The organism is Paenibacillus sp. VTT E-133291, assembly GCF_002264395.1.
GTDB lineage: Bacteria > Bacillota > Bacilli > Paenibacillales > Paenibacillaceae > Paenibacillus_AQ > Paenibacillus_AQ nitricinens.
On sequence record NZ_NFVA01000034.1, the window covers coordinates 1 to 26,054 of the forward strand.

Consider the following 26,054-nt stretch of genomic DNA (forward strand, 5'->3'; position numbering starts at 1 on the left):
GTACCTAAAGATAATATGCTACGACAAATATGTGAAATCCAAAACCTATTCGATATGTATTGAATCAATGAAACATAGCGAGCAAAAAAAATTCCAAGAAAGTGAGTATTTCAAAGAGAAAGCAACAAAACGCTATAAAATTGAAGCAAAGAATAGTGAATTAAAACACAGACACGGGTATGAGGTAGCCTCTACCTCGGGTCTCGTTGGCATGCAGATGCAAGGGGCAATGGCCATATTCACTGTTAACGTCAAAAAAATAAAGGCAATCCTGAGACTGGTTGTTCAACCACCTTCAGAATTACCCCAAATACTACTTACTCTATTCATTCTTTTGTTGTATAAACACGTACGTATTCTCATCCGACAGCTCCTCAGCAAAGCTGAAATCAAACCCGTCGAAGCCTTTAATCCCTTCTACATTGGTGATTTGCCGCTCAGCCATGAAGCGTACCATTTCACCTCTGGCCATCTTGACCAGGGTCGCTCTCTCCACGATCTTACCGCCGATTTCCTGCCCGAATACACAGCTAATCATTCGAACGTTTCCACCAACATACGGGGAGATGCACTTGCTATATTCCTTGGAGGCCAGATTCAGAATGATGTCACTCTCCGAGAATAGCTGATCCGCCAGCTTTCTGTTCCAGAACTCGTAGATAGAGCTAAAACCAGGTCCGTTAAGCTTGGCCTGCATTTCCAGCCTGTACGGAACAACGCCGTCAAATGGCCGGACGATGCCATAGAACCCGGACAATATCCGTAAATGCTGCTGGAGATATTCCAGCTCCTCCATTTGAAGTACCCCAGGTGCCATGTATTGATACTGGATACCCTCATAGGAAAAGATAGCCGGTGTAAGATTCCGTGTTACATCCATATCACGAATCCGCTCCACATTCAGTGTGGCGATGGCATCATTGCATTTCCATAGGGATTTTGCTTCTTCATAATTTAACTTTTGTAATAAGGCCAGAAGCGTCTGTGACTCGCTTATGAATTGCGGTATCTGCCGGCAATCCATGAAATCCGTATCCATCTTCATCTTCTTGGCAGGCGATATAATGATTCTCATGATGCTCCATTTCTCTTTTCTTACCCCTGCGGGGAATTTATATATAATCTTATCCTATCATACTTAATCTTCGTAGGCTTGAGGCAAGTTCATGAAATTTGTTCACTGCCGCCCGCTTCGTCCGCCATCGCCGCCACCATCACCGCTACCGTCATCCTTACCCTGGCTACCGTTTCCTCTCGTTCCGCCATTCATGCCCGGAAAGCTACCTCCATTTTTGTCCCGACCACCATTAAAACCCTGTCCCCCGTTCGCCTTTGACCCGGAGTCGGTACTCGATATCTTCTGCGCGGTAATGGCCTCACAGGAGACGAGTACTATGGAACAACCAAGCACTGCTATGAGTAAAGCGAGAACTCGCTTGGTCCGCATCTTTGAACCCCCTTCTTTCCGAGCGAAAATAGTTAACGGAGAACATATCTTTTTACCATATAATCGTATACATCTTTAAAGCCCATGTAGGACAACACGATCAGCAGCGGATACACGGGGTAAATATATCGCGACTTAATCTCCCACAATAAATAGAATCCGATAAAGCCCAGCACCACAAGAATCAAAGAGGTCTCTTCAAATCTTTTAACTCTTATTCCACCGATTAAGCGAACGAATATACTCACATACATCAGAAAATTCAGAACATACAGCAACCACAACATTCCGCTTCTATAATTGGAGTCCGCCTTAAACAAATCCGTAGCAGCGTTAGTGTAGCTATAACGGTCCATGACAAAGCCCATTCTCCCACCGTTGCTGGATGATCCGTCATTCCCAAGCCCATATCGTTCCATCTGGTATGTTCCTTCTGTCCAGGTCCAAACGAGCTTTTTATAATACATTTTCACTAAGTCGCTTAGGCTGGCCTCGGAGAATTTATTACTGATCTCCTCTTTAAATAACTCCGTACTTTCTGCCTTATCATAATTGGCATCCTGCTGATAGATTGCGTAGCTCTCCCGGTTGTCCCAGAACCCAAACGTCTCCAAATTGATCCCCATATTCAGCCACATGTAGACTGGTGCGGAATTTTCGTTAATCGGTTCATCTACAACATTCATCCCCTGCAGCACAGCATTTTGCGTCCAACCTGGAACATTAAACAATAAAGCCGTAATAAACAAAGCGCTTAGCGCTTTTTTCACCCCGATTGCACGCATGCTGAACAATAGACTGACTACCACAGCAATCAGAAATATAACACCGATGCTTCGGAAATAATTGCCGACTGCCAGGAAGATGGCTGCGATGACAATATCCTTTATGGACTTTCTTTTTATAAATTTCACAGCAAAATATAAGGCGCTTGTCAGAAAGGCGGTAGCGATCACATCGTTATATATTAAATTACTCATAAACAAAGAGGGGATATAGGTAGCGGCAAACACAAGAATGCCATAATCATGATCCTTAGACTTGTCATTGAGCTCTTTATACAGCATGTAAATCATTAATGAGGTTAAGAGTGTAAAAAGAATATTGAATACTTTAATCACCAAGTAATTATCCGGAAATAACTGTAGCAGCGTTTTTAAGTACACAACAATCGAGAAATTAAACGGGAACATATGCAAATAACCCGTCGTGTCAAAAGATGAATAATCATTCCTGTACAGCATATCAAGTGCCAATGAAAGCACCGTCTGCGAATCATCCGTCGGCAAGCGAGGAAACAGAAAAATGATCGCGATTTGAATGGCAAAAGAACACAGCAATGTAGCTGGAACGACGATTTTCCAACTGTACTGATAAAGCTTCAGGCATATTTTATACAAAATAACGCTTAACGCCAAAACCACTACAATCCCTAGAATAAAAAGGCCGAGTTGCTGCTTCTCCAAGACAGGTGTGTCCCCATATACGAAATAATTATATTTCGCCCGGATAAAAAAGGAGGAAGCTATAAACAGTCCAATGAAGAATGCCAGTATGAGATACAATGCTTTTTGAATCGCCCTTACCATGGAAAACCTCCTTTTCACAGTCGAAGTCCTATACAAGTACATCTCCCGATTTATAAAAAGAATTATAAATACCCAAACTGAATATTCAATGAAAATTGAGTGTGCCGGGAGCTCGCAGCAAACAAACGTAAATAGACCGCCCTCCATGCAAAGGGTTGCGGTCTATAATGTAATTCTTTTTAAGATGAAGTTCATTTAAACCCTTGGAAATCCAAATCTTTCAGAAAGCCATTACTTCCTAGTATGCTCCTTACTCTCTTCGTTACCTTAGGTCCTTTAGGTGTACTGCCTCGTCTATTCAGCAAGATCCATCTAAGACAAGCCCAGGCTTCGAAGACCTCAAGCTCATCCTGCTCCATAAAATTCTCCAATAGATAAGCAGAACGGAACATATCAGCGTAACGCTCGGAGATATGGATTTTCAGCAGAATAAGTGACCATGCAAAATCATATCTAGGATCTCCTAACTGGCCGTTCGTCCAATCGATGACGGTAAACCGCTGTTGTTCTTCTACTATATTTCCTAAATGAAAATCTCCATGAATGATACGATTTTGTTTCATAGGAGTTTGCTCCACTAGTGAAATAAGTGCAAGATTAAGATCTGCGTGCTCATTCGCTTCAGGAAAAAAGTAATCGATGAAATCGTACTTAGGTAGTTGTATATGTTCAAGCTCAGCGATATCTATTTGATGAATTCTGGCTAAAATGCTCGCGAGCTCCTTCATTACCTTATTATTCACTTTATGAATTGGCGTTCCATCAAAGCTTGTTAACAACACCTTATCCCCGTTCGGGTTGATCCCCCAGCCCACTGGTTTGGAGACGGCTATTCCTCGCTCGGACAGTACCTCCAATAAACGGTATTGAAACTGAACATCTGGTTTGGAGCTCTTACTCCACGTTTTCAAGACATAGCTCCCCTCATCAGACCTGATCTTTAGAACCTCTGCTTCAAAGCCCTCATCCATTAGATGTATGGTTAAGTTGGCTTCTTGAATAAGTAAGTCATCCATGATTTCTTTGTGTTCTATCCAGTTTACGTTAGTTATAGGGGTTCTCAAGAGTAGTTCTTCCTTTCGAGTAATTGTATATAGCTACGATCTCAATCAAGTTCCCTTCGGGGTCAGCCACAACAGCTTCACGCAGCCCATAGGAATTTTCATGATGTCCCGATAGAATGTGGCCATCTTTTCCATGTTTTTTACAATCAAAGTGACAGCACCAATTCCCATGAAACCCACCTACTCTTCTAAATTGTTCCTTTTATGATCGTAGATATAGTAGCATAGGAGGTAAAATAATGAAATGAACTGTGCAACAATAAAAAGCCCTGTAGAAGTTCTACAGAGCACTTGTTGGCTTGAATCTAACTTTTCTACCTATATCACTGAATAAAATGCCAATCCGATACTTGAACAAATAAGCAACAATATGGTAATAAAAACCGCAGATCCTATATACTTATTCTTCCTAGGCTTACCCGTAATTGATATTCCCCTTTTTCCAATAAGAGAATATAAAATGAATCCCAATATGGGAGTGGTCGCAATCATTAAGAATACCCAAATCCAAGGATTTATCCCTCGATACAAACAATCGTTGTAGAGCCATAAACATGACAGCGTTATAGTCAATAAAGCAAATACAACAACTAATACAACTAATGGAATCATAACGTTCTCCCTCCTTTCCTATTTGATTTAGACCTTGATAACCTATATTGAAATCATAAACCATTATTTTTTTGTTTTTTGACGCTCGTTGTAATCCGCAGAATACTCGTTGTAATCTGCAAAATAAAAAGGCGATTTCTCAGTCAATTTTTGAATGGAAAGTCGCCTTTTTATTTTATGGAATGGGTAAAACCACGATTGAATTGAAATAGCCCTCATCGTACGAAAAGTCTGAGTATCCTTTTAACTTTTTGACTCGTTCATTGATACTGCTGATTCCAATACCGTACCTATTTTTCCCTTTTTCAGAGATTAATCGCCCATAGGAAAAGTCCACATTCACATGATTCGACGAATTTACAATGATTATGAATAATTTACCCTCACTAAACTTTATTTTGATTTCAATTTCCTTTTTTATTTCTTCTGTTAATCTAAGTACGGCTTCCACGGCATTATCTAAAAGATTCCCTAAAATGGCTGCTAGATCAATAGTATGTTCTATAAATAAGTCATGAGGAACTTGGAGGTCTAAGGTGCATTCTATATTATGTTTCTTGGTTTGTTCCAGCTTACTATTAAGAATGGCATCGATGGGTATACAACCGGTTAATAATCTATATGAGAATACAGTGGTTTTCAATAACTCCTGTAACTCCTCCTTTACCTCGTCTGTTTTTTTCCTTTCCAATCCATAGGCTATATTTAATAAAATATTTTTCAGATCATGTTTTAGCTTAGATATTTCCCTTTGATTCTCTAAGCTCTCTTCGTAATATTTATTTTGTGTCTCCATTATGGAGTACTTATGTATAAGAAAATTTTTTCCTTCTAAACTATTGTAAATCAGCATAATGCACACATTGACAATTAATAAAAAAATGCATGGAACAAATTGATTAATATCTTTATATTGAAAAATCCAATATATACTCAATAAGGATAGACAAGGCACTATACTTAATAACAAACATTCCTTATTACTTAATCCGATCTCATTATCAGATCTAAAATAGAGTAACAGCTTTGCCGACAACATCACAATTAACAACGATAAAAAGTTTGCACTAAAATATACGACTAGCATAATGAATAACTGGCCTTCAAATTTTTGATCATAATTATATGTAATAATAGACAACGCCAAGTCTGCAAGTGTAGTGATCAGCGTAAAAAAGATAATGTGGTAGATCCTTTGAGCCATTGATCCGTAGAACGAATACAGTATACAGATACTCAAAAGAACAACAAATAAAAACAACTTAACCATAGAGTTTGTATCACTAGACAATAATTTTATTACTCCCATAGCGAGAAATGTTAAGGAATAAAATTTATACTTTGAAATTCTGAGGTTAAGAAATCCATTAAAATAAATAGAAATTGATGTGACCTGAACAAGCGTATAGAGAATAGCTAGAATCGCAATGCTAATAACCTCAATATTTCTCAAAAGCCAATCCTCCTTTTTATGAACTGGTTATAGGCATCTTTAACTATTTTCCTCTGCCCTCTACTAATTGCGAAATTTTCTTTATTGGTGAGAATAATATCGGTTCCAGAAACAATATGTATGTAATTTAAATTTAAAATGGTGCCTTGATTTACTTTTACAAAGGATAATGGATCAAGCATTTCTTTAATCTCTTTTATTGTGCCATAGAATGAAAATTCATCATCAACGGTTACAACATGTATAATCCTTCCTTTCTCAGATGAAATGGATAGAATCGTCTCACTTTTGATTTGATAGTTAAGATTTTGAGTTTTGAAGAATAAATACTGGTTATTTCTTCTAACCTCATCAATGGCGTGAAGTAATACTTTACTTATTTGCTCTTCTTTTAAAGGTTTTAGTAGGTATCGAAAAGGCGAAACTTCAAAGCTTTCCATGGCGTAATTGTCATAGCTGGTAACATAAATGATAATCATGTTTTTGTCTATTTTTCTAATTTCCCGAGCGACCTCGATTCCATTTAAAATCCCCATTTCAATATCTAAGAATAATATTTGGTACTCTTCGTTTCTTGCATTTAAAGCTTTCAATAATGATTTTCCGGACTCATAAATGTCAATATCAAACTCTATATTTTGATACAAGCCTGCACTATCCATTATAATCTTCTCTAATTTGGAACTATGTAATTGTTCATCATCACAAATACATATTCTTATCATTCCTCTAAACTCCCTTTTTTTATAAACGCATTGTTTTGAAAACATTACCTTATTAGTAACAATTCAATAAAGAAGATCAGAAGTCCTTGTAAATAAAAAAGACGACCGAAGTCGTCTAGTAAATGCTTATTAAACTATTTCATAGCCAACAGTAATTCTTGAACCGTAAAATTCATAACCGATCTGAGTTTATAGCCTAATAGCTTTTGCAGTTCAGAACAGTATCCATATTAGTTTATAGAGTCTGCACTTCGAAGCTAACAGGATCCATACAGAACACTTGGACTTCCAGTTCATCCATAAGCTTTTCCAAGTGTCTTCTTTCCCCATTACGAAGTTCTAGCATCTCCTTATGTTGTAAAGAATTCGATACGATCAAAATCGCTTTCTTTATTCGTTTAGGTGATCCAAATTCATTTGAATAACTATCCAAAAACTTAGACTTTGACAGCACCTGATAATATGTAGCGATTTCAAAAACACATCTTAAGAGGGTTTCTCTATTTTCTTTAATTTTAAATTCGATCAGAACCATACAATCATCCACCAAAGAAATTAAATCAATCTTACCTAATCCTTGAGAGCATGATCTTTGTCCTTTTCATAATAAAAAAAACACCTCCTAGAATTTATCAGATAGGGATTATCCAATGTTTATTCTAAAGGTGTTGTTTATTATTCGTGCAAAACAAACTGCGCAATATTCTTACTATGATCACCAATTCGCTCCAGATTGGTTAGCAGGTCGAGGTAAATTGATCCCGTTCCGACGGAGCATAAATTTTTATGCAGCCGCTGAATGTGATTCTTACGATACTCTATTTCTAGCTCATCCAACTTTAATTCAAGTTGAAGCACATCTTTGGCTACATCCTTGTCATTATGTTCAAGGGCAACCAGCGCTTTGTTCACAGCCTGATTCGCAACCTCCATCATTTCCTTAAGCTCAGCAGCTGCCTCGGCCGATAACTCCAGCTTATTCGTCATTCTGAATTCGCCCAGCTCCACAATATTCTCAGCGTGATCACCGATTCGTTCCAAGTCACTTACCGTCTGGAACCAGCCTGTGGCATTCTCAGATTCTTTCGGAGAAAGACCCTTCTGGTGAATTTTCACGATATAATCGGTAATTTTACGGTTCAGCTCATTCACTAGCTCTTCCTTCTGAAGAGCCTGCTCTGCGGATTTAGTGTCCTTATTGAAAAAGAACCCTGTTGCATCCTGAAGTGATTCAGATGCATATTGTCCCATCCGTACAATCTCATGCTGTGCTTGACCAAGAGCCATAGCAGGTGTTGCGAGAAGACGTTCGTCGAGATAAATGGCTTTGAACTGAATCTCTTCCTTTGTGCCCGGAATGGCCTTAGTTACGATCCAAGCCAGTACTGGAATTAGGGGCAGGAAGATAAGTGTATTCGTAACATTGAAAAACCCATGAGCATAGGCAATCTGCATACGGATATTCACACCTTCTCCAACCCAGAGGACAATGTTATAAACGACTGGTAGTAGAATCGTAAAAATAATCGCCCCAACAATATTAAAAATAACATGTACGAGAGCCGTCCTTTTAGCAGCCACCGACGCACCGATCGATGCAAGTACCGCCGTTATTGTCGTACCGATATTGTCACCGAACAAAATCGGTAAAGCTCCCCGTAGACTAATCATGCCCTCGTCAGCAATTGTCTGCAATATACCAATCGTTGCACTAGAACTCTGTACAATCATTGTAAATAACGTACCCACAAACAAACCTAAGAATGGTTGGTGAGACAGATCAATCATAAAATCTGTAAATGCCGGCAACTCCCGAAGTGGTTTAAGTCCCCCTCCCATCGTAGCTAAGCCGAGAAACAAAGTTCCAAATCCAAATATAATCTGTCCAATATACTGGTAACGTTTTTTGTTAATGAAAAACAAGAAGAAAGCACCGACCGCAATAATGGGAAGGGCATACTCTTCAATTTTGATTCCTACAATAAATGCAGTCATTGTTGTTCCGATATTGGCGCCCATGACCACACCAATGGCTTGCCGCAAAGTCATAAGCCCCGCGCTAACAAGTCCGATTGCCATAACAGTTGTCCCTGTTGACGATTGTATCAATACAGTTACGCTAATCCCGACAAGAACACCCAAAATCGGATTGGATGTATACTTCTCGAGCAAACCGCGCATTTTATCCCCTGCGGATTTTTGAAGCCCGTCCGACATGTATTTGATACCGAATAGAAAAATGCCAAGTCCACCAACAAACTTAAATATTAAATCCTGCCAATCCAATAGGTAAATCCTCCTCTAGTTGTTGTTTTAAACCCGTTTTATTTTAGCATATCATATAAAGATTATGAATTATCTAAATATAGACATAGGTTACGAATCTCAATGTTGGCTACAACACATAGCATGATCTAATTTCAGGATGCCTAACCCAATTTATATATAGTGAGATCATTTTCAAAAATATCGCAGCAAAAAAGCTCAAGCTTCGACAAGTTAGCCGCAGGCTTGAGCTTCTTCGGTATTACTAGTCCCCAATAGTTCTAATAATCGTGTCATACGGATCTAATTCCAGGGTTTGTTGTCCATATTCCGTATAAATCGTAGTGCTTTGAACCAGATCGCTATTGTTAATGACTACGAGGATTTTACTTTCTGGATAATAAGCACATTCTGTATATAAGTTATCCGTAATGTACTTGGTCTCCGTGAACTCATTACCCGCAAAACGAATCAAATTCAGCAGCAATCTTGTATTCTCAAAGCTGAAGGTGAAAGAAGGCAGGTAGATCCCTTTTCCTTTACCGAAGTCATGCGTGGATAAGGTTATCAGCCCATCCGTTTCAGTCACAACTGCTGCTGATCCATCGGTAAGATAAATGTTGTTTTTGGGTGTAATGTTAGCCCTATCAGGCACTAAACCAAGCTCATCTTTAACGTCATATGTCCATTTTCCATGCGCTACTCTGGAGCCTGTATCCTCATCCAGACCGAGAACATGTGCCATTCTGAAAAAGCTGTCATACCCTTCAAGCGCCGAAGGCTGATTCACGCCTATAAAAGTACCACCTTCATACACCCACTCTGTCAGTAAGTCCACGCACTTGCTGTCCCTCCAGTGTTCTCCACCACTCCATGCTGAACCAGCAGAGCCGGCGTTGATCACTACATCATAATCCTTTAAAATTCCCTGACGGATATCCTCAAAATCAATAAATTGTACTTCAATCGGCAATCCAGATAAAGCCTCATTGATATGAATCAGATCATGCATATACGTTTCATGGAAATGCCCGGACAAGGTCCACGATCTCAATTTTCCCCAAGCATGTAGAATGGCTACCTTCGTCTTCATATGATACGGTTTGCCTTTATGATGCAGCTCTTTTATTTCTCTGAACTCACCTGCAATCTTTTCGATGTAATCACAAAAATCCGGGTAAGGCTCTACAAGATGCAAGTATCCGCCCAATCCAATTCGATCTATAGGCTCTCTGAGTAGAGCACGCCGGATATTGATCCAATATTTTTTGGCGTCTAGTGTAGGGTTACCTCCCTCCATAAAAGTAGGAAGCCCTCCCAATCCAACCGGAAATAAGTAGGGATGCAGCCGAATCTCATGGGTATCTACTTTTACACTTGAACACATTCTTGCCTCGAACCCTGAGAACACACATTTAATCATTCCGTCGAAGCCAAACTCTTCAAAGCGATCATTGTAAGGCTCCATACCAACCCAACTATCATCATAGAAAACATACGCCAGCTTGTCGTGCTTATGCACTATATCAATTAACTGCTTACTAAATCCGATGACAAAATCATTGATAAATGCCATCCAGTCCAGCTTGCGCTGCTGCGCCGGGATATGACTGACGCGATATTTTCCACCATTCACAAAATCCTCGGCCGTGAGCGAATACCCATATTTCCGAGCAAACAGATCAAGCGCTCTTGAGCTTACCGTAAAATCGTATGAACCCCAGTCTGAGAACAAATGGCGATTGCGCTCATTGCTGCCCCAAATCCAGGCGAAATTATAAAATAGGGATGTAAACCGGACAACTGTTGTTTCCTGATGCTTATGACACCAATCTTCGATCCAATGGAGCAAATAGTTCTGCGTTTCAACATAGATGGGATCAATCTGCATCAGATGCTCTTTTTCCCAGTGATTCGTGGTGTGGTTGTACATGGAGATCTCTTCCCAAATCCGGTAGACCATGAAGCTAACCGTATACTTATGCCAAGGCGAAATACCAGTAACGACTACATTTCCTGATTCCCGCTCATAATTCCACTGATCTCTTGGAATCTCTTCACCTGTAGTTCGGTCATAAACCTGCCAGTACTTAAATGCCTCTTTGGAGTCATTTACTCGGAATTGCTCAGCGAAAAAGTCCTCCATCAAATAGATGGATAAATAATCTTCGACCGCTACCTTCGGATTGGTAATTAAAAAGCTCTGCTGTAGCTTATCAGAGTTTTGAGTTGCCCATTCATTATGATCTCTGATGATACAGATTGTAGAATAAATGCCGTATCCTGCGTTGATAATCTCATCGGATAACTGTGTACCGTCACTGTCACGGATGACATCGGCACCCCACCGTTCAGCTAACGCTAAGGTCAGTGCCTCATAACCGGATTCGCCCGGTAGTGTAAAGGCACCCATTGTTTGCTTGGACAACTTGGATTCCTCCTATTTAAGCATATCGGACAGAAAAGAGAGTGCTAAGCCTTGCCCCCAGCCTTGAATCCAGTCTTTTGGAATATTGCGATAGCCTTCCCGGTCCTTCATAACCGCTGTTCCGCCGGATACTCCCAGTACACGTCCATCCTCGCTGATATTACTTAGAACACCCTTCAGGGCCTTTTGCACATATTTGGTATGCAGCGGATTGCCGTTATTGATCATTGCAGCCGCTATCCCGCAAGAAGCAGATACTTCTTCATAAGACTCTTCGTCATCCAGTACGGTCCGCCACAGGCCATTCTCCGTTTGCACAAGCTTGAGTGCGGCCAGTTGATCGCGAAGCGAGCACTCCACATCCATACATTGCGGATACAAATACCAGTCTTTCAAAAGCTTTTTGACTTGCGACATGGTATATGCGCCCCAAGCATTTGCTCTGCCCCAATATAGTCCGGACATATGATCCAGCTTCACATTATTGTAGCCATGGTACCAGAGGCCGCTGCTAGGGTCTTGCAGGTATTTGATATGCCAGTAATATTGATTCAGGGCATCCTGGATCATTTCCTGATCGTTTAATTTACTTCCTACACGTAGCAGAAAAAATGCCGCCATAAACAAGGTATCTGCCCATGCCTGTTCTGGAAAATCATTCGAGACGGATACGGTATGCTGAAGAACATGATCACCGAATCTAAGGGCATGGTGCTGAAGATAATCCACCTTACTCATCACAATATCCCAATATTTCTGGTTGCCTGTTTCTTCATACAAGGTGATCAGCATATGACCCATGGCACAAGTGTTTACCGTCCAGTCCGGCAGGCCCAGCTCGATGTATTCGTCTGCCCACTGGACAAGCATATCCAAATACTCTTTATTTCCGGTGGTCTGATAGGCTCTGGTTACCCCATAATAAGCCACACCACAAGGCCAATCCCATGTTAAATCCATCGTCATTGTTTTTCTAACGACTTTGCCGATAACGCTTAGAATCTCTTCTCTGTCATAAGTTAATTGAAGCATCTTGATTCTCCTCTCTTTCGCACACGCCCCCATTGGCGCTTGAGAGCTGTCCGTCCTATTGTAAACGCTTTACTAATTCTATTGTAAGGAGTAAAATGGTCTGATTCTAAGCATATTCATAACTAAACTGTGCAATTTCAACCATTTATGGTACAAGGACAGGATGAGTCGCAATTCCGGTGAATGTTTGGACTTCCGGCCGCTGTTGTCGTAAGAATTTCTTGATTTGTACCACTATTAGTGGTTGAAATCCGGAGACTGCTTATGCTTCCGAAGTGAGCTTTCCTATGGAAAGCTTTCAGGCGGACGCTACCGCTCCTACAGTTCCAAACTTCTCCTCCGCCACTTTTTTCCCAAATTGTATAATATCAAGTTCTCTTTATATAGTTGAATTTGGTATAACGTTAACCTATAATCTACTCAACCTACGTAATAAGAATGGGAGTATTGAGAATATGCCCAGAAAAAAGAAGCCCGTCATTGAATACCGCCACTACAGCTTGCCGATAAACTTCCCTATTCTACTGTTAAGCGGTGAACGTTGGAAGATTTCCGATATTAAAAGTGAACATCTCCATTTTCATAACCATTTAGAGATTGGCATCTGTCATTCGGATAGCGGGATCATGGAGATCAAGGGAGAAGCTGTGCCTTTTAAAGCCGGAGATGTGACCTTCATCCCTAGGTATCTGCCTCATACAACGTATAGTTCGCCAAATGAAGCCAGTCTTTGGTCATATATCTTTTTTTCACCTGAGGAACTCTTTCAACATTCATTCAAAAGCGCTTATAGTGACTTCGAGCCAAATTTGTGGGCGATCAAGGGAATGAATTGTATTGTGAACAAGGAGGAACATCCCAAGGTTTATACCCTTGCGACATCGGTCGTAGAGGAATTGAAGCACAAAAATCCTTACTATCAGGAAAGCGCCTACGGCTTATTGTTATCTCTTTATATAGAACTGCTTAGAATCCATTCCCGGAATGAACTCTTGGCCGAGCAAGAAACAGAACATAATCTAAAAGGTGATTTTGTCATCGCTCCGGTTCTGGAATACATCACCAAAAACTATATGATACCTATGTCCATCCATGATCTGGCTGATCTATGCCATCTAAGCACCACTCATTTCCGTAGAAAATTCCATGAAATCATGGGAAGCGCACCTCTTGATTTTCTAAACAGCACCCGCATTGAAGAGGCCTGCAAGCATTTAAAAAGTACGGATGCTTCCATCCTCTCCATCTCTGAACAAGTCGGTTTTCAGTCCATCTCCAGCTTCAACCGATGTTTCTCCAAGCTAATGGGTGAATCGCCCAAGCAATGGCGCAAAGGCGCACATACCGAAGCGCAATCCGCAAAGGCATCTATATTGGAGTTTACGGGGTGGGTATAGGGAAAGGGAGTTTGAATGCTTTAGCTTCATCTTCTCGCTCATGTTTAAAATTTGCTTTTTTCCAACTCGCTTGCAGCTCTGATATTTTTCAACTTCTTGCAATTACTCTTATCCTCCAACAAGACGATCTCTTCTCCTCGTTCATGCTGATCTAATTAAACTTACCCGAAACTTCATTTTTACATATATTTTTTCGTGAGTCTAGTTCGTACTTCGAAGTAACCATCTTATTTTATTGTGTGTATTTTCTTTTTTAAAAACCTGCAAGATAATGATACCATGTGATCTTTCAATTCCCGTTGTACTGGTACAGTTATCCGCCTCTATTGAAAAAATGGTTCGACGATGTGCTCGCTTACGGATGGGCTTATGGATTAAACGGTGACAAGCTTAACGGGAAAAAGTAGACGAAGTAATGGCACCCTTTAAAGCCAGTGCCAAACATGTTGGCGCTGAAGCGCTACCATATCATGCTTTCTTTGGAGCTTCATTTCAAGCCAGCGATAAAGAGATTAATACTAGTGCAAAAGAATATATCCACTATATCTTTAAGTACCAACGGCAACTCCATTCAATGTATAGCTGATATAAATACAAAATGGGCTATCCCTAGTCTTAATCAAAGACTTTCAGGATAGCCCGTTGTTAAAAGAGTCTAAAGCGTTTCTGTAGTGAGTGTAAATCCTTCGATCACCGCATCTTCGTCAACCTCAATCAAGATACAGCGTTTCCCATGATAATTCACCTGTTTCACATACTTTAAATCCTGCGGGCTGACCGAAATCGTAGCTACCTTTGTATCGATCTTAATCGATTTTGTAGTGAATTTCGGCATTACGCTACTCGCTTTCATCTCATAATGCTTATCGTCAACGATCGTTTCAAACGCCCGTTCTACTTTTTCCACGGTCACATCTTCTATGCCACTTACCTTCAGCACGCGTTCCACATCTCTATAATCGAGCTTCGGAGGTTCTTCCTTATCGTCGTTGGTTTCGATGACTTGGTTAATTTCCTCGTACAGCTGAGCTATGGTGGTCGCGTCAAGTTGTTCACCCGCCACTTCCTTCACGATGTCTTCGAATATAGCTCTCTCTTCCAGTGCCGTCACGGATCTTTCGGCATTTAAGACATCCCCAATGAAATGCGGATCTGGAAAGTTCGATTTTCCGGTACAATATAGAATGCGGTTCACATCGGAATAATTATCCGTCACACTCGGGTAAAAGAAACCCTGCTCCGGTGTACTTAACTTAACAATCGGATCCACAATGACATTGTACTTGAATTCCCGCTCCACATAATCAAATAAGAGCGCCTTCCGTTGCTTCTCCGTGGAATTCACGCTGCATAGAATAAACGGATGCGCGAATAGTTCGTTTTTCTCACTTTCCTCGGCTTCATCGTTTCTATCTTTAGTTGGGCGGTAATACTGTCCGCGAACGAAAGTGATCACCGTATCGCGTTCATAATGAGTATCCGCCATCATTCTGTCCACCAACAGCAGCATCAGGTCCTGCCATTCATCTGGATCCCCTGTCACCAAAGCTTGGTGAAGCATGACCTGGGCTGGCTCCTCCGCTTCCGCCTGAAACTTCAACTCGAACAATTTCTGATCCAGTTCACCGGTCAAGAGTTTTTTGAAATTACCCATATACAGCTCCTGCTTCTCTCTGTCCACCATTCCAAACGGCAGGCGCTCCCAATGATAGATCTCGTTGCTTTCCTTCATAATATACACATTGAGAATATCGTAAATATTCATTAAATCGTGATCGAGCTTAAATTGCTTGCGAATATGCGCGACTTCTTTCTTCATCATGATTCGTTAGACAACTCCTAGGAAGATAAATTGGTCTCTTCAGTATAAAGGATAAAAAAAACCTTCGCTATATTAGTTGAACTTAAGAAGTTTCTATTAAGGGAAGTGCGTGACTAATCAATTTATCGCGTGCTCTAATGCATAGTCTTCAAGCTGAATATCCACCTGCTGATTCAGGGCTAGCTTGGCTAGCTGCTCACCAAGAAAAGGTCCCATCGTTAATCCGGATGCCCCTAGTCCATTAGCAACAATTAGTTTATTCCAGCCTTGAACCCTGCCAAGCACGGGAAGAAAATCTGCAGTAAAAGGACGGAACCCTACTCTGATCTCCTTTAGGCTACAACCTGCAAGACCGGAAGCGGTTTGAAGACCTTTATTTAGGATTTCTTGCATTCCACCTGCGGTTACAGAGGTATCATAACCTGCGACATCATTTTCGTGAGTAGCCCCTACCACGATATTTTGATCCGCAAACGCAAGGATATATTGATCTGTAGGCGGCATTACCACAGGCCATTGCTCTGTACCCGCTTGTTGAGCAAGCTTCAAGTGCATAATTTGAGCCTTTTGATAACGCACCTGGAGCATAATCCCCAGCGGATGAAGCAAAGCATTGGACCAGGCCCCAGCGCACACTATCACTTCATCCGCAGTGAAGGTCTGATCGCCTACACTAACTCCTTTGATCTCATGATCATCATGCACTAAGATAGCATCTCCCTCGATCATCTGTGCACCGTTACGCTGCGCCGCTCTTAGCAAAGCATCACGCAATTCACGTCCATCCACTCTTGCTGCACCCGATACATGAAGCGCATGATAACCTTCCGACAATAAGGGAAACTTCTCTTGTGCTTCAATATCCGTCAGCATCGTGAGTTCCCCTATTTCAGGGGCATCCTCTCTGCGCAGCTCCGCTCTTTCTTTCATCGCGAGTAATTTTTTCAAATCCTCATGAATACATATCGCTCCTACTTTTGCGTATCCGGTCTCGGCTTCTCCAGCCGCTTGAAGCTCCTGAATAAATGCTGGATAGAAGCTTGCTCCAGCTTTAGCAAGACGATACCATGCTTTGTTTCTGCGTTGAGACAACCATGGACAAATAATCCCTGCGGCTGCATCCGTTGCTTGTCCAACATCTTTACGATCTATAATGATGACCTCAGCACCTAACTTAATTAGCTGATAAGCTGCTGAAGCCCCTAATATCCCTGCACCAATTACAATAACCTTGTTCATGTCCGAAGTCCCTTCAGTTATTCATTTTTTTAATCACTCACTACTTCCCCATTGTATCTTAAATTTGACATTATTAATGAATTATCGTACTATAAATTTCACTCAGTTAAAAGTACTTTAATTGAAGTACTAAAATAAAAGTGTTATTCAGTAGAAAGAAGGTATACAGTTGAAGTTTTCACAGTTTTTGAAGTCCAAAGGGGCCATTGGTTCTATTTTTATGGGTGTGTTCTATGCCATTGCGATGCTTGGTATTTTCTTACCAGGGTATACAGCACTTCCAGGGAACATGGATGATTTAAAAATCGCTATCATCAATGAGGATGCAGGTCAATATGGAGCTCAGATTTCGAGTCAGTTTTCGGAGAGCTTACCATTCAAAACGATAAAAACTGATGTATCGAATAAAGAGGCAATGGATGAATTAGAGCATAATAAATTAGCTCTAGTTGTCCATATTCCAGAAGAATTTTCCGCCAACGTTCAAAGCGGTAAGGTATCCGCAAGTATTGATTTCACAGTCAACGAAGCTTCTGCTACCATGGTATCTTCAGCTATGTCTTCCGTTGTAGGAGAAATTAACAAACAATTAAGCGAGAACTTCTCAGAGCAAACCGCAAAAGGTGTGTTAATGAACTTTAACGTACCAGAAGAACAAGCAACCGCAATGGCTACACAAATTGAAAAAAGTTATGTCGGGAATTATGTTGTCATCAATGATGTTCCAGACGGCATGCACAACAACATGCTGCCTATGTTCTTAACTATGGCTGGTTATGTTGGGGCTATGATTGCCTCCATGCAATTAGTTGCTTCTTTTAAAGCGAACCGCGGGAAAGCAAGCAAGACGAAGCTGTTTATTTTCGTTCAATTCACAGCTTTATTAATCGCTGTATTATCAACAGTCGCTGCTTTAGCCATTGCCTTCTCTATTGCTGATGTAGACCTATCCTTACTGTTACCCGTTGCTGCTCAGCAAATTCTAATGTATATGGCTGCATTTAACGTGTGTGCAATTATGGTCTTCCTCGTTGGCGAAGGCGGTATGATCTTTAATATTCCAATCCTGCTCATGCAAACCATCGCCAATGGCGCTACCATGCCTCGTGATATGATGTATACACCATACGATTGGTTCGGCCGCATCACACCGATGTATTATTCTGTACAAGCTTATTTGGCACAAATGTTTGGTTCAATTAGTCCAGCACCCTTCTTATGGGGATTAGCGGGCGTCTTTGCCGGGGCTATGTTGATTAACATTGTAATCGTCCGGTTTGTTCATAAACCTGTCCCTGTGACTAAAGAAGCTATACGGCCCGTTGAAGTTCAAAATACAGCTGAAATAACCGCTTAGGTTTGGTAAGATAGAGTTTAGCCAACAATTAGGAGTGGGTTCTGTGATGTCAATTCAAATTTATATCTTAAGTAAGTTAATGGATGAAAATAATTATCCTTATAAATTAAAAAAAGAACTCTCCACCCCTATTCCTTTTGATAAATTGCTAAACCTATCTGAAAGCAAACTATATTATCATTTTGAATCCCTTTCGAAACAGGGCTTAGTTGAACAGGTAGAGATTATCAAAGAAGAACATCGCCCAGACAAGCAGGTGTTTTCCATTACTGATAAAGGGCGCAAGCAGCTCCCGCTTAAAATTTATAAGGTAATAGAAAATGCAGAATCTATTTCAGAGATGATTGTCGCTCTTGTGAATCTTCGTTTTGTAGACACTGATAAAGTGATCCCAATTATAGAGAAGAAGATAGAACAGTCACTGATAAAAAAAGATCAATTAAATCAAATTTACCATCAAATAGAGGTAGATAGCTCCACCCGTGAAATCGTAGATTTCATGGAAAGCTACTACGATTCTCAACTAGAGCAATCTATTCACTGGTGGAAAGATCTTTTAGAAAAACTGAAAACGAAAACGATATAAAAAAGAATGCCTTGGATTATAGCATAATCAAGGCATTCCTTTTTTATTTCCAGCATCAATCACAATAGCTTTTTTTTAGTTATTCACTTTTAATTAATAAATATAAGAAGTAAGGAGCGCCGATTAAAGCCACGATCACTCCTGCTGGTATTTCCGTATGGGCTACGACCATTTTACCAAGCGCATCTGCAATAACCACTAATCCGCCTCCGATTAATAAGCATGCGGGTATCATTATTTTATGGCCACGAAAGAGTCGTCTAACTAAATGTGGAACTACCAGTCCTACAAATCCAATACTACCACTCACAGCAACCGCTGGTGCTGCCAACAAGACACTACACACTAGAAACAAAACACGATATTTATTTAAAGACACCCCTAAGCTGATGACTACGGGATCGTTAAGCCTTAACACATCCAATATAAGATGTTTCCGAATTAATAAAGGCACAATAATAAGTAACCAAGGTAGCATAGCATACACATGATTCCAATTGCTATTCCCAATGTTTCCTGCCAGCCACACCTTGATCATTTGATATTGTGAAGGATCTAGTACGAAGGTTAACACAATCATAAAGGCACTAATGGCAGCCGCAATAGCAATGCCTGTATAAATTAATCGTATGGGAATAATGCCTTGATTGCGATCATAGGACAGCAAAAATAAGAGGGCCACAACGATAAATCCGCCCAATAAAGCATACAATGGCTGAACATAAGTATGTAGACCGGTAGAGCTATTTTGTAAAAGTAAAAATAACATCATGGATAATCCAGCACCAGCATTTATCCCTAGTATACCTGGGTCTGCTAATGCATTTCGACTTATAGCTTGTAGCAGCATTCCTGCTATCGCCAACGCGCCACCCACTAGAAAACCCAAGATCATTCGAGGAATACGAAACTGAAAAAGTACAAGCTCCTGCCTCGTTGTTCCCTTGCCTAATAGGGTTTGCCATAACTCTTGTAAGCTTAAGCTGCTTTGACCGGTAGATACACTATAGATAAAACCTAGAAGTAAAAGTATGGCTATGATTATAAATTTCCAGCTTAGCTTCACTATAGCTCCCGCCTTTCTTTACGTGCCAAAAATAGAAAGAACGGGACACCGATAACAGCAATTACAGCACCAACAGGAATTTCATAAGGGGCATTTACAATCCGTGCCACTAAATCAGCAAGTACAACAAGGATTGCCCCTAGAACGGCGGATAGAGGAATAATATAACGATAATCGACACCAACGAAGTAACGAACCAAATGAGGAGCCATTAACCCAACAAAGCTTACAGATCCAGCTAAAGCACATGAAATCCCAGCTAGCATAAAGGCTGATAAAAGCGCGAGATTCTTGATAAGTTTAATATTAACGCCTAAACCTTCCGCTGTCTCATCCCCTACAGATAGTATTGTAATCGACTTCGAAATCACGATGGCAAGAAGTAGAGCAAGAAGCATCCAAGGCAGCATCTGCTGCAAATGAGCCATACTAATGCCACTTAAACCGCCTCCATACCAAAAAGCCACCTGCTGTGCCACTGAGAAAAAGATACTTATTCCTTCACTTAAAGCAGTGAGCATAGCAGATATGGCAGCACCCGCTAATACAAGTCGAATAGGCGTCAACCCTCGTTTACTTAATAGGCCCACACTAAATACTAAACCCGCTCCCAATCCCGCACCTATGATACAGAGCCAAAGTGTGCCTGTAAATGTAAGGGTAGGCAGGAATACCATTGCAATAACTAACGTGACACCTGCCCCAGCATTTAATCCAAGAATACCTGAATCCGCTAAAGGGTTCCGGCTAACCCCTTGAATAATTGCTCCACTTACGGCAAATCCAGCACCTGTAGCCATAGCGGCAAGTACCCGGGGTAAACGAATGGACTGGATCACCTGATGCGTAGAAGCTGTATCATCAAAAGCAAAAATCGATAGGAATACATCTGCAAAGGGTATTTTTTTCGCTCCTAGTGCCATAGCAAGTACTAATACGCCTATTAATAGAACTAGCATGAAGATCAGCAACACAAAAAAGGAAAGCTTTTTTTCTACTGGTAGTGATGATTTCTGAACATTCGAGTTCAAAGACAATGTTTCCATCCCTTTCCCTTCCCTTTACAAAAAGAGCCAGCCAAGGGGCTAGCTCAGATGCAAACGAATATGATTGTCTAACGCAAGTCAGAGGTTGTTGTAAGCATAAATTTAACGGCTCGACTAATCGCAGCAGAGATTACACTTACATGCTCCTCTTGCTCAAGCAATGCCCAGCTTACTTCGAAGCTTGGAATGTCTAACGACATCATGCTGTTACATAAATCCAAGCTATCCTTGACCATATAATCAAGCTCATCTCCACCGACTATCATTAGCGTTTTAGGTAGTTGATTTAACGTATTGCTGTGCAACTCAGCTTTAAATTTCTCATACTCATGTAACAGTCCGTAATCATTCCACCAGATGGAAGCACTGCTTGCAATATAATGTGAAAACAAGGTGGATTGTGTAAACAAAGCATGCAGAACGAATAATCCGCCAAAGGAATGACCAAACAACGCTTGCTTGTGCTTATGGATATCGAACCGCTGGGCAATGGCTGGCATTAACTCTTGTTCAAAAAAAGCAAGCAGCTCATCTGCCCCGCCAAACTCTGGCCAAGGCTCCCCGTTCGGACGCTTCGGTAAATTCGCAAGCTCGGCTGGCATCGTTAAATCATAGGTTCGCCGCACCGTATCAAAGGCCTCACCACCAGGATAACCAATGCCTACAACAATCGCGGGTGGATAGCCTTTAGGCTTACGCGTCAGCAACCGAGTGATTTCAGCAGCGGTCTCAAATAGTCCATTACCATCTAGCACATAAATAACACCATAGCCACCCTGCGCAGGTTCATCCAAAGGTAGTGCAATAAAAATCTCATAGTCCTTATGATTAGCTTCACTCGTAATCAGCATCGTTTCATAGTTGGGCTTTACGTACGGTTTGATGATCATGGCTTCAGGAACGCCACGATATCGTCCATCGTCTTTTGATAAGCAATTAATCCGCTGGATCTCCAGTGATCGCCATCCACCTCGAATACTTTACCCGCTTGAACTGCAGGCAGTGCCTTCCATAAGGGACTAGCTTTAATGTCTGCCAGGAAGGCATCTCCGAGACCATCATTATCATTAATAAAGATATAATCAGCATCTAAATCAGACAGCATTTCCAGCGAAATATCAGCAGACATTTCACCTTCTACAAGAGAACTTTGAGCAAATCCCAGCTCACTCAGCACATAACCCCCGTAATGGAAGTTACCCACCAGAAAGATTGCCCGGGCATTCGCATTAATATAAATCGCTTTTTTACCGGCAGAAACGCTAGCTAACTGTGCTTTAGTCTCTTCTAACTTTTTATTATAAGCAGCAATAGCATCTGTAGCCTTATCTTCTAATCCTAGCAGTTTGGCAATCGTTTCTGTGGCTTCCACTACGTTACCCAGTGCATTCTTAAACACGTAAGTTGGAGCAATTTGCGAATAGTTTTCATAGACACCATTTTGTGCATAAAAGGCCGTTGGGAATATAATTAATTCCGGCTCCAAATCCACTACAGATTCTGGAGAGGGAATACCATTAGCGAAGCTGATTTCTTCTACACCACTTAACGTATCCTGTAGATATTGCTGCGGTCTTTCACCCGTGGACCATTGCGCTACTGGGGTTACGCCAAGCGTAACTAGGTAATCCTCTAATCCAGGTGCATACACCTTCTGTACCGTTCCGGGAATGTTTACTGTATTGCCTACTTGGTCAGTCACCACAAACGCTTCTCTAGCTGCGACTTCCGTTTCTTGTACAGCCGGTGCATCCGTTGCAGTTGCGCTCGCTTCACTAGTTGTTGCTGGAGTATCTGTTGCTTGTGAATTAGCCGCATTATTACTGCCACAAGCTGTTAGTAGAATGGATAATAAACCAACCATTACAACATAACTTATTATTTTTGTCTTAAACCCCTTCATGATTGACCTTCCCTCTTTCCTATGTTCTCAATAATAATCATTCTCAGTATTGAGTTTATAAGAGATAGGATCGGTTGACCATGTAACATCTTATGATTCCACATGTACATTTTCAAGGTATCATCATCACTGCGACTTCCTCTAGCATTCGCTTTAAAGCGACAGGGGAATATTCAAACCAAGGATCGGAATGAATAACATAGATTTGTTGCCGCTCTATAGCCTCTAACAGCTTGAATCCTGAATCTCTCTGCAAATGATGCCATGTTGCTCGTGACTCATCATCAGGGCATATAATCGTAAACAGCTTATCTACCTTCAAAGTACCTAGCTCTTCAAAAGAAATCTCGGCATTATATACACCAGGCTGTTCATAACTTGATACCGCTCCCAAATCCTGAAATAAAAGATGCTGTATACCTGTATTGCAATAAGCAAAGATTTGCTGCTGATAGATACGTATAACTAGCACTTTAGGTGGTGTAGAGGTCCAGGCTAATCCGCGACGAACCTCTTCCAATCTTGATCTATATTGTGTGATCCACTGCTTCGCTTCTTCTTGTTTATTTAATCGGGCAGCAAGTTCAGTTAATGCTATTAAGCAATCTTGTTTATCATCCAGCCAATAGATGGGGAAATGATCCTCTATCTGTTTTACCAGCTCTGACGATAAATCTTTTGGAGAAATAAGAAGATCGAGTGGCAAATGCAATAGCTCATTTGGGCTGCAATAATTTTTATTTTGGGTCAAGATTACCTTATGTTCGATGTCTTGCGACCACAAATTATAGTAATAAGGTGTCCATTTGGCGCTTAGGGGCGCCGCAAAAGGGATAATTCCCGCCGCATATAGATACCCCATCATATTCCCAGTTACAACACCGATATGAGATTTTTGCTGGCTGGTATACATCGTTGGAGATATCCCTTCAACCTTTTTGAACACTCGACTAAAATAAAACTCATCACTATATCCAACAGCCTCTGCTACAAACTTCAAACGAACGTCATCTTGCTGCAATAATTGTTTAGCCTTTTGAATCCGTAGCTGCGTAACAAACTCCATTGGACTTTGTATGTATTCCTGTTTGAACGCTGAGGAAAAATAACTGGAGCTAAGGCCAGTAAGATCAGCTAAATGGGATAATGACAAAGGCTTCGTGAAATTCTCTTCTATGTATTTTTTAACCTCGCTTAAATCTGTTTTTTGAGATTGCCTTTGCATGCTGTCACCTCTTTACTGCTTATATAAATACAGTTTGATTCATACGCTTATTCATACGCTGGTTGACGCACCAATTGATAATTATTCTCAATTATACTTTTGTTTTGGGAAGCTAGCAATGGTTGGGATGTGTATAGCCTCGTAAAAAAAGACGCTAAGGGAAATCCCCTCGCGCCTTCTTTATGTGTATCTATGGGCATCTACTACCCTAAGTAGGCCATTTATTTGGAATCTACAGCTGGAGCTGGAGCCGCAACTACGCCTTCATTCTTCTGCAAGTTCTCTTTCACTTCTTCAGTCCCTAAGGTCTTCACAGGAGCACCGATGCTGAAACTGTCGATGATCTTCCCAAGTGTGGCTTGGTCAAAGTCTTCTTGAGCATACAGTTCTACAGTAAAGCCCTCTTGTTCCCAAATCACAATTCCATTAGCAAAATAGACCTTAGTTCCGTTGATTACTTCTGTTTTCACTTCTTCCGTAGTGCTGATCCCATTGTCGCCGCCCTTGGAGATTAGAAAATTAACAGCTTTATCCCCGGAGTTATACTGCACTTCAGCCATGCTGGTTCCCTGAAGAACAACATTCACAAACTCATAGTCTGCCATCCAGGTTGGTGCCGGAAAGTTCATTCCAAGCTCTGCACGTGCTTCATCCAGGGTCAACTTGGCCGCAACCGGCAATTCAATGGCAACATTCTCCCCGCCTTTCCCCTCTTCAGATGAAGTCATTGACTGTCCAGCTTGGGGAATCTCCTTATCATATTGCGTGATTTCGAGATTTCCCACTTCAAACTTTGCCATGATCGACTGGAACATATCCTGTGCATAGGAGGTTGCAGAGAATGCGCCACCCACACAAATTACTGCACTGCCAATCACTATTGCATTTCTCCAGCTACTTTTTTTCATCGTTATCCCGTCCTTTTTCTCTGATTTGGGTTCAAGAGCTCCATGGTCCAACTTGTATACTAAACGGTTATAAATTCTTTCTTTGGCGGCAGTGTTATCCTGTTCAACATTCTCAAACAGCTCTATGGTCTTGCTGAATTCGTTGAGATCATTTTTCTTATTCATGGTTGAATCCTCCTGCTTTTAAGGAAATATGCAGTTTTTTCAGACTTCTATGCAAAACGACGCCAATATTAGACTCACTGACACCCATGATCTGTGCGACTTCGGAATTTTTCAGTCCAGCCCCATATTTCATGGCAATGATATTACGTTCCTTCTCACGCAGCTTGGAGAGCGCCTTAAACAGTGCTTGATTATTATCCTCACGAATCGCCAATTCCTCCGGAGACGGCTTGGGAAATATGAGCTCCAGCAAAGAATCTAGTGAGGTGTAGCTTCTTTTCTTCTGCCCCCGGAAGTAATCCGTCACAGCGTTCCTTACAATGGCAAACAACCAAACCTCAAAATTCGATTTTTCTTCTGAAAAGCTATAATACTTACACATCACCGTCTCAAACACCTGACTGCAAATGTCCTCCGACACGTGGTGGTTATTAATACGATAGCTAATATATTTGTAAACACGTTTGTAATACGTATCATACATCCGAGTAAATTCCTCTTTTGACATGATGGCATCGCGTGATCTTTCTAAATTCTTATAACGGTCCACAGTACCCTGGATAACCTCCATCTCCACCCTCCTTCCACCTCCCCTTCATCAATAGCTAAACAAATTGCGCAATTTGTTGTGAAGAAACTTACATAAGTTAATACGTAGAAAAGCCCAAACCATTAACAAATGTTTTGATGATTGTGGGGGGGAGATGAAAAGTGGAGTGAAACAG

The 26,054-nt window shown here is 41.1% G+C and carries 23 protein-coding genes and 1 pseudogene; 5 read left to right on the forward strand and 19 right to left on the reverse strand.

Features of this window, described 5'->3' with window-relative positions; genetic code table 11:
- Positions 1-274: pseudogene (locus tag CA598_RS14990) on the forward strand (transposase); the annotation flags it as partial.
- A 48-nt stretch (positions 275-322) separates the two neighbouring features.
- Here CA598_RS14990 and yaaA read toward each other — a convergent pair.
- From yaaA to CA598_RS15050, 10 genes are all read right to left on the reverse strand, one after another.
- Complete coding sequence (gene yaaA / locus CA598_RS14995) at positions 323-1,075, reverse strand: peroxide stress protein YaaA (protein ID WP_094877021.1); 753 nt, start codon at positions 1,073-1,075, stop codon at positions 323-325.
- A 102-nt stretch (positions 1,076-1,177) separates the two neighbouring features.
- Positions 1,178-1,447: a hypothetical protein gene (locus CA598_RS15000; RefSeq protein WP_094877022.1), complete on the reverse strand. Its 270-nt coding sequence runs from the start codon at positions 1,445-1,447 to the stop codon at positions 1,178-1,180.
- 32 nt (positions 1,448-1,479) lie between these two features.
- The gene (locus CA598_RS15005; protein ID WP_094877023.1) at positions 1,480-3,036 is read right to left on the reverse strand and encodes a glycosyltransferase family 39 protein; all 1,557 of its coding nucleotides are present in this window, start codon (positions 3,034-3,036) and stop codon (positions 1,480-1,482) included.
- Positions 3,037-3,227: 191 nt separating this feature from the next.
- Positions 3,228-4,100, reverse strand: a complete 873-nt coding sequence (locus CA598_RS15015) for an aminoglycoside phosphotransferase family protein (protein ID WP_094877025.1) — start codon at positions 4,098-4,100, stop codon at positions 3,228-3,230.
- A gap of 787 nt (positions 4,101-4,887) precedes the next feature.
- The gene (locus CA598_RS15025; protein WP_094877027.1) at positions 4,888-6,165 is read right to left on the reverse strand and encodes a sensor histidine kinase; all 1,278 of its coding nucleotides are present in this window, start codon (positions 6,163-6,165) and stop codon (positions 4,888-4,890) included.
- On the reverse strand, positions 6,162-6,890 hold the full coding sequence (locus tag CA598_RS15030; protein ID WP_094877028.1) for a LytR/AlgR family response regulator transcription factor: 729 nt from the start codon (positions 6,888-6,890) through the stop codon (positions 6,162-6,164). Before CA598_RS15030 ends, CA598_RS15025 begins: the two co-directional genes overlap by 4 nt.
- Before the next feature lie 235 nt (positions 6,891-7,125).
- Complete coding sequence (locus CA598_RS15035; RefSeq protein ID WP_094877029.1) at positions 7,126-7,425, reverse strand: hypothetical protein; 300 nt, start codon at positions 7,423-7,425, stop codon at positions 7,126-7,128.
- 140 nt (positions 7,426-7,565) lie between these two features.
- Positions 7,566-9,176: a Na/Pi cotransporter family protein gene (locus tag CA598_RS15040; RefSeq protein ID WP_094877030.1), complete on the reverse strand. Its 1,611-nt coding sequence runs from the start codon at positions 9,174-9,176 to the stop codon at positions 7,566-7,568.
- Between the two features lie 244 nt (positions 9,177-9,420).
- The gene (gnpA, locus tag CA598_RS15045; protein ID WP_094877031.1) at positions 9,421-11,583 is read right to left on the reverse strand and encodes a 1,3-beta-galactosyl-N-acetylhexosamine phosphorylase; all 2,163 of its coding nucleotides are present in this window, start codon (positions 11,581-11,583) and stop codon (positions 9,421-9,423) included.
- Positions 11,584-11,595: 12 nt separating this feature from the next.
- Positions 11,596-12,615 carry a glycoside hydrolase family 88/105 protein gene (locus CA598_RS15050; RefSeq protein ID WP_094877032.1) on the reverse strand — a complete coding sequence of 340 codons (1,020 nt, stop codon included), beginning with the start codon at positions 12,613-12,615 and terminating at the stop codon, positions 11,596-11,598.
- 455 nt (positions 12,616-13,070) lie between these two features.
- On the opposite strand from CA598_RS15050, the gene CA598_RS15055 reads away from it, so the two are divergent.
- Positions 13,071-14,012 carry an AraC family transcriptional regulator gene (locus CA598_RS15055; protein WP_094877033.1) on the forward strand — a complete coding sequence of 314 codons (942 nt, stop codon included), beginning with the start codon at positions 13,071-13,073 and terminating at the stop codon, positions 14,010-14,012.
- Positions 14,013-14,293: 281 nt separating this feature from the next.
- Positions 14,294-14,419: an NAD(P)H-dependent oxidoreductase gene (locus tag CA598_RS32960; RefSeq protein WP_256990513.1), complete on the forward strand. Its 126-nt coding sequence runs from the start codon at positions 14,294-14,296 to the stop codon at positions 14,417-14,419.
- A 248-nt stretch (positions 14,420-14,667) separates the two neighbouring features.
- Here CA598_RS32960 and CA598_RS15065 read toward each other — a convergent pair whose 3' ends face one another.
- Positions 14,668-15,834: a DUF4317 domain-containing protein gene (locus CA598_RS15065; RefSeq protein ID WP_094877034.1), complete on the reverse strand. Its 1,167-nt coding sequence runs from the start codon at positions 15,832-15,834 to the stop codon at positions 14,668-14,670.
- Between the two features lie 117 nt (positions 15,835-15,951).
- Positions 15,952-17,073, reverse strand: a complete 1,122-nt coding sequence (locus CA598_RS15070) for an NAD(P)/FAD-dependent oxidoreductase (RefSeq protein WP_094877035.1) — start codon at positions 17,071-17,073, stop codon at positions 15,952-15,954.
- A 169-nt stretch (positions 17,074-17,242) separates the two neighbouring features.
- On the opposite strand from CA598_RS15070, the gene CA598_RS15075 reads away from it, so the two are divergent.
- A complete protein-coding gene (locus tag CA598_RS15075) occupies positions 17,243-18,430 on the forward strand; it encodes a YhgE/Pip domain-containing protein (protein ID WP_094877036.1) in 1,188 nt (395 codons plus the stop codon).
- Between the two features lie 46 nt (positions 18,431-18,476).
- A complete protein-coding gene (locus CA598_RS15080; protein ID WP_094877037.1) occupies positions 18,477-19,016 on the forward strand; it encodes a PadR family transcriptional regulator in 540 nt (179 codons plus the stop codon).
- Positions 19,017-19,095: 79 nt separating this feature from the next.
- Here the strand turns inward: CA598_RS15080 and CA598_RS15085 are convergent, their stop codons facing one another.
- The 7 genes from CA598_RS15085 to CA598_RS15115 form a co-directional block, all read right to left on the reverse strand.
- Positions 19,096-20,082: a FecCD family ABC transporter permease gene (locus CA598_RS15085; protein ID WP_179283675.1), complete on the reverse strand. Its 987-nt coding sequence runs from the start codon at positions 20,080-20,082 to the stop codon at positions 19,096-19,098.
- Positions 20,082-21,128, reverse strand: a complete 1,047-nt coding sequence (locus tag CA598_RS15090) for a FecCD family ABC transporter permease (protein ID WP_094877039.1) — start codon at positions 21,126-21,128, stop codon at positions 20,082-20,084. The genes CA598_RS15085 and CA598_RS15090 overlap by 1 nt, the downstream gene beginning before the upstream one ends.
- Positions 21,129-21,196: 68 nt before the next feature.
- Positions 21,197-22,018, reverse strand: coding sequence for an alpha/beta hydrolase (locus CA598_RS15095; RefSeq protein ID WP_094877040.1), 822 nt, complete (start codon positions 22,016-22,018; stop codon positions 21,197-21,199).
- Positions 22,015-23,031: an ABC transporter substrate-binding protein gene (locus CA598_RS15100; RefSeq protein ID WP_094877041.1), complete on the reverse strand. Its 1,017-nt coding sequence runs from the start codon at positions 23,029-23,031 to the stop codon at positions 22,015-22,017. Before CA598_RS15100 ends, CA598_RS15095 begins: the two co-directional genes overlap by 4 nt.
- 112 nt (positions 23,032-23,143) lie before the next feature.
- The gene (locus CA598_RS15105; protein WP_094877042.1) at positions 23,144-24,256 is read right to left on the reverse strand and encodes a helix-turn-helix domain-containing protein; all 1,113 of its coding nucleotides are present in this window, start codon (positions 24,254-24,256) and stop codon (positions 23,144-23,146) included.
- A 221-nt stretch (positions 24,257-24,477) separates the two neighbouring features.
- Entirely contained in the window at positions 24,478-25,329 is an 852-nt protein-coding gene (locus tag CA598_RS15110) for a hypothetical protein (RefSeq protein ID WP_179283676.1), read from the reverse strand.
- On the reverse strand, positions 25,322-25,900 hold the full coding sequence (locus CA598_RS15115; RefSeq protein WP_094877043.1) for a sigma-70 family RNA polymerase sigma factor: 579 nt from the start codon (positions 25,898-25,900) through the stop codon (positions 25,322-25,324). Before CA598_RS15115 ends, CA598_RS15110 begins: the two co-directional genes overlap by 8 nt.
- Positions 25,901-26,054 lie beyond the last annotated feature (154 nt).

Bases quoted from the DNA above. Each gene is read 5' to 3' on its own strand.
- yaaA (WP_094877021.1), bottom strand. From the start codon at position 1,075: ATGAGAATCATTATATCGCCTGCCAAGAAGATGAAGATGGATACGGAT.
- CA598_RS15000 (WP_094877022.1), bottom strand. From the start codon at position 1,447: ATGCGGACCAAGCGAGTTCTCGCTTTACTCATAGCAGTGCTTGGTTGT.
- CA598_RS15005 (WP_094877023.1), bottom strand. From the start codon at position 3,036: ATGGTAAGGGCGATTCAAAAAGCATTGTATCTCATACTGGCATTCTTC.
- CA598_RS15030 (WP_094877028.1), bottom strand. From the start codon at position 6,890: ATGATAAGAATATGTATTTGTGATGATGAACAATTACATAGTTCCAAA.
- CA598_RS15035 (WP_094877029.1), bottom strand. From the start codon at position 7,425: ATGGTTCTGATCGAATTTAAAATTAAAGAAAATAGAGAAACCCTCTTA.
- CA598_RS15050 (WP_094877032.1), bottom strand. From the start codon at position 12,615: ATGCTTCAATTAACTTATGACAGAGAAGAGATTCTAAGCGTTATCGGC.
- CA598_RS15055 (WP_094877033.1), top strand. From the start codon at position 13,071: ATGCCCAGAAAAAAGAAGCCCGTCATTGAATACCGCCACTACAGCTTG.
- CA598_RS15065 (WP_094877034.1), bottom strand. From the start codon at position 15,834: ATGATGAAGAAAGAAGTCGCGCATATTCGCAAGCAATTTAAGCTCGAT.
- CA598_RS15070 (WP_094877035.1), bottom strand. From the start codon at position 17,073: ATGAACAAGGTTATTGTAATTGGTGCAGGGATATTAGGGGCTTCAGCA.
- CA598_RS15080 (WP_094877037.1), top strand. From the start codon at position 18,477: ATGTCAATTCAAATTTATATCTTAAGTAAGTTAATGGATGAAAATAAT.
- CA598_RS15090 (WP_094877039.1), bottom strand. From the start codon at position 21,128: ATGGAAACATTGTCTTTGAACTCGAATGTTCAGAAATCATCACTACCA.
- CA598_RS15095 (WP_094877040.1), bottom strand. From the start codon at position 22,018: ATGATCATCAAACCGTACGTAAAGCCCAACTATGAAACGATGCTGATT.
- CA598_RS15100 (WP_094877041.1), bottom strand. From the start codon at position 23,031: ATGAAGGGGTTTAAGACAAAAATAATAAGTTATGTTGTAATGGTTGGT.
- CA598_RS15105 (WP_094877042.1), bottom strand. From the start codon at position 24,256: ATGCAAAGGCAATCTCAAAAAACAGATTTAAGCGAGGTTAAAAAATAC.
- CA598_RS15110 (WP_179283676.1), bottom strand. From the start codon at position 25,329: ATGAATAAGAAAAATGATCTCAACGAATTCAGCAAGACCATAGAGCTG.
- CA598_RS15115 (WP_094877043.1), bottom strand. From the start codon at position 25,900: ATGGAGGTTATCCAGGGTACTGTGGACCGTTATAAGAATTTAGAAAGA.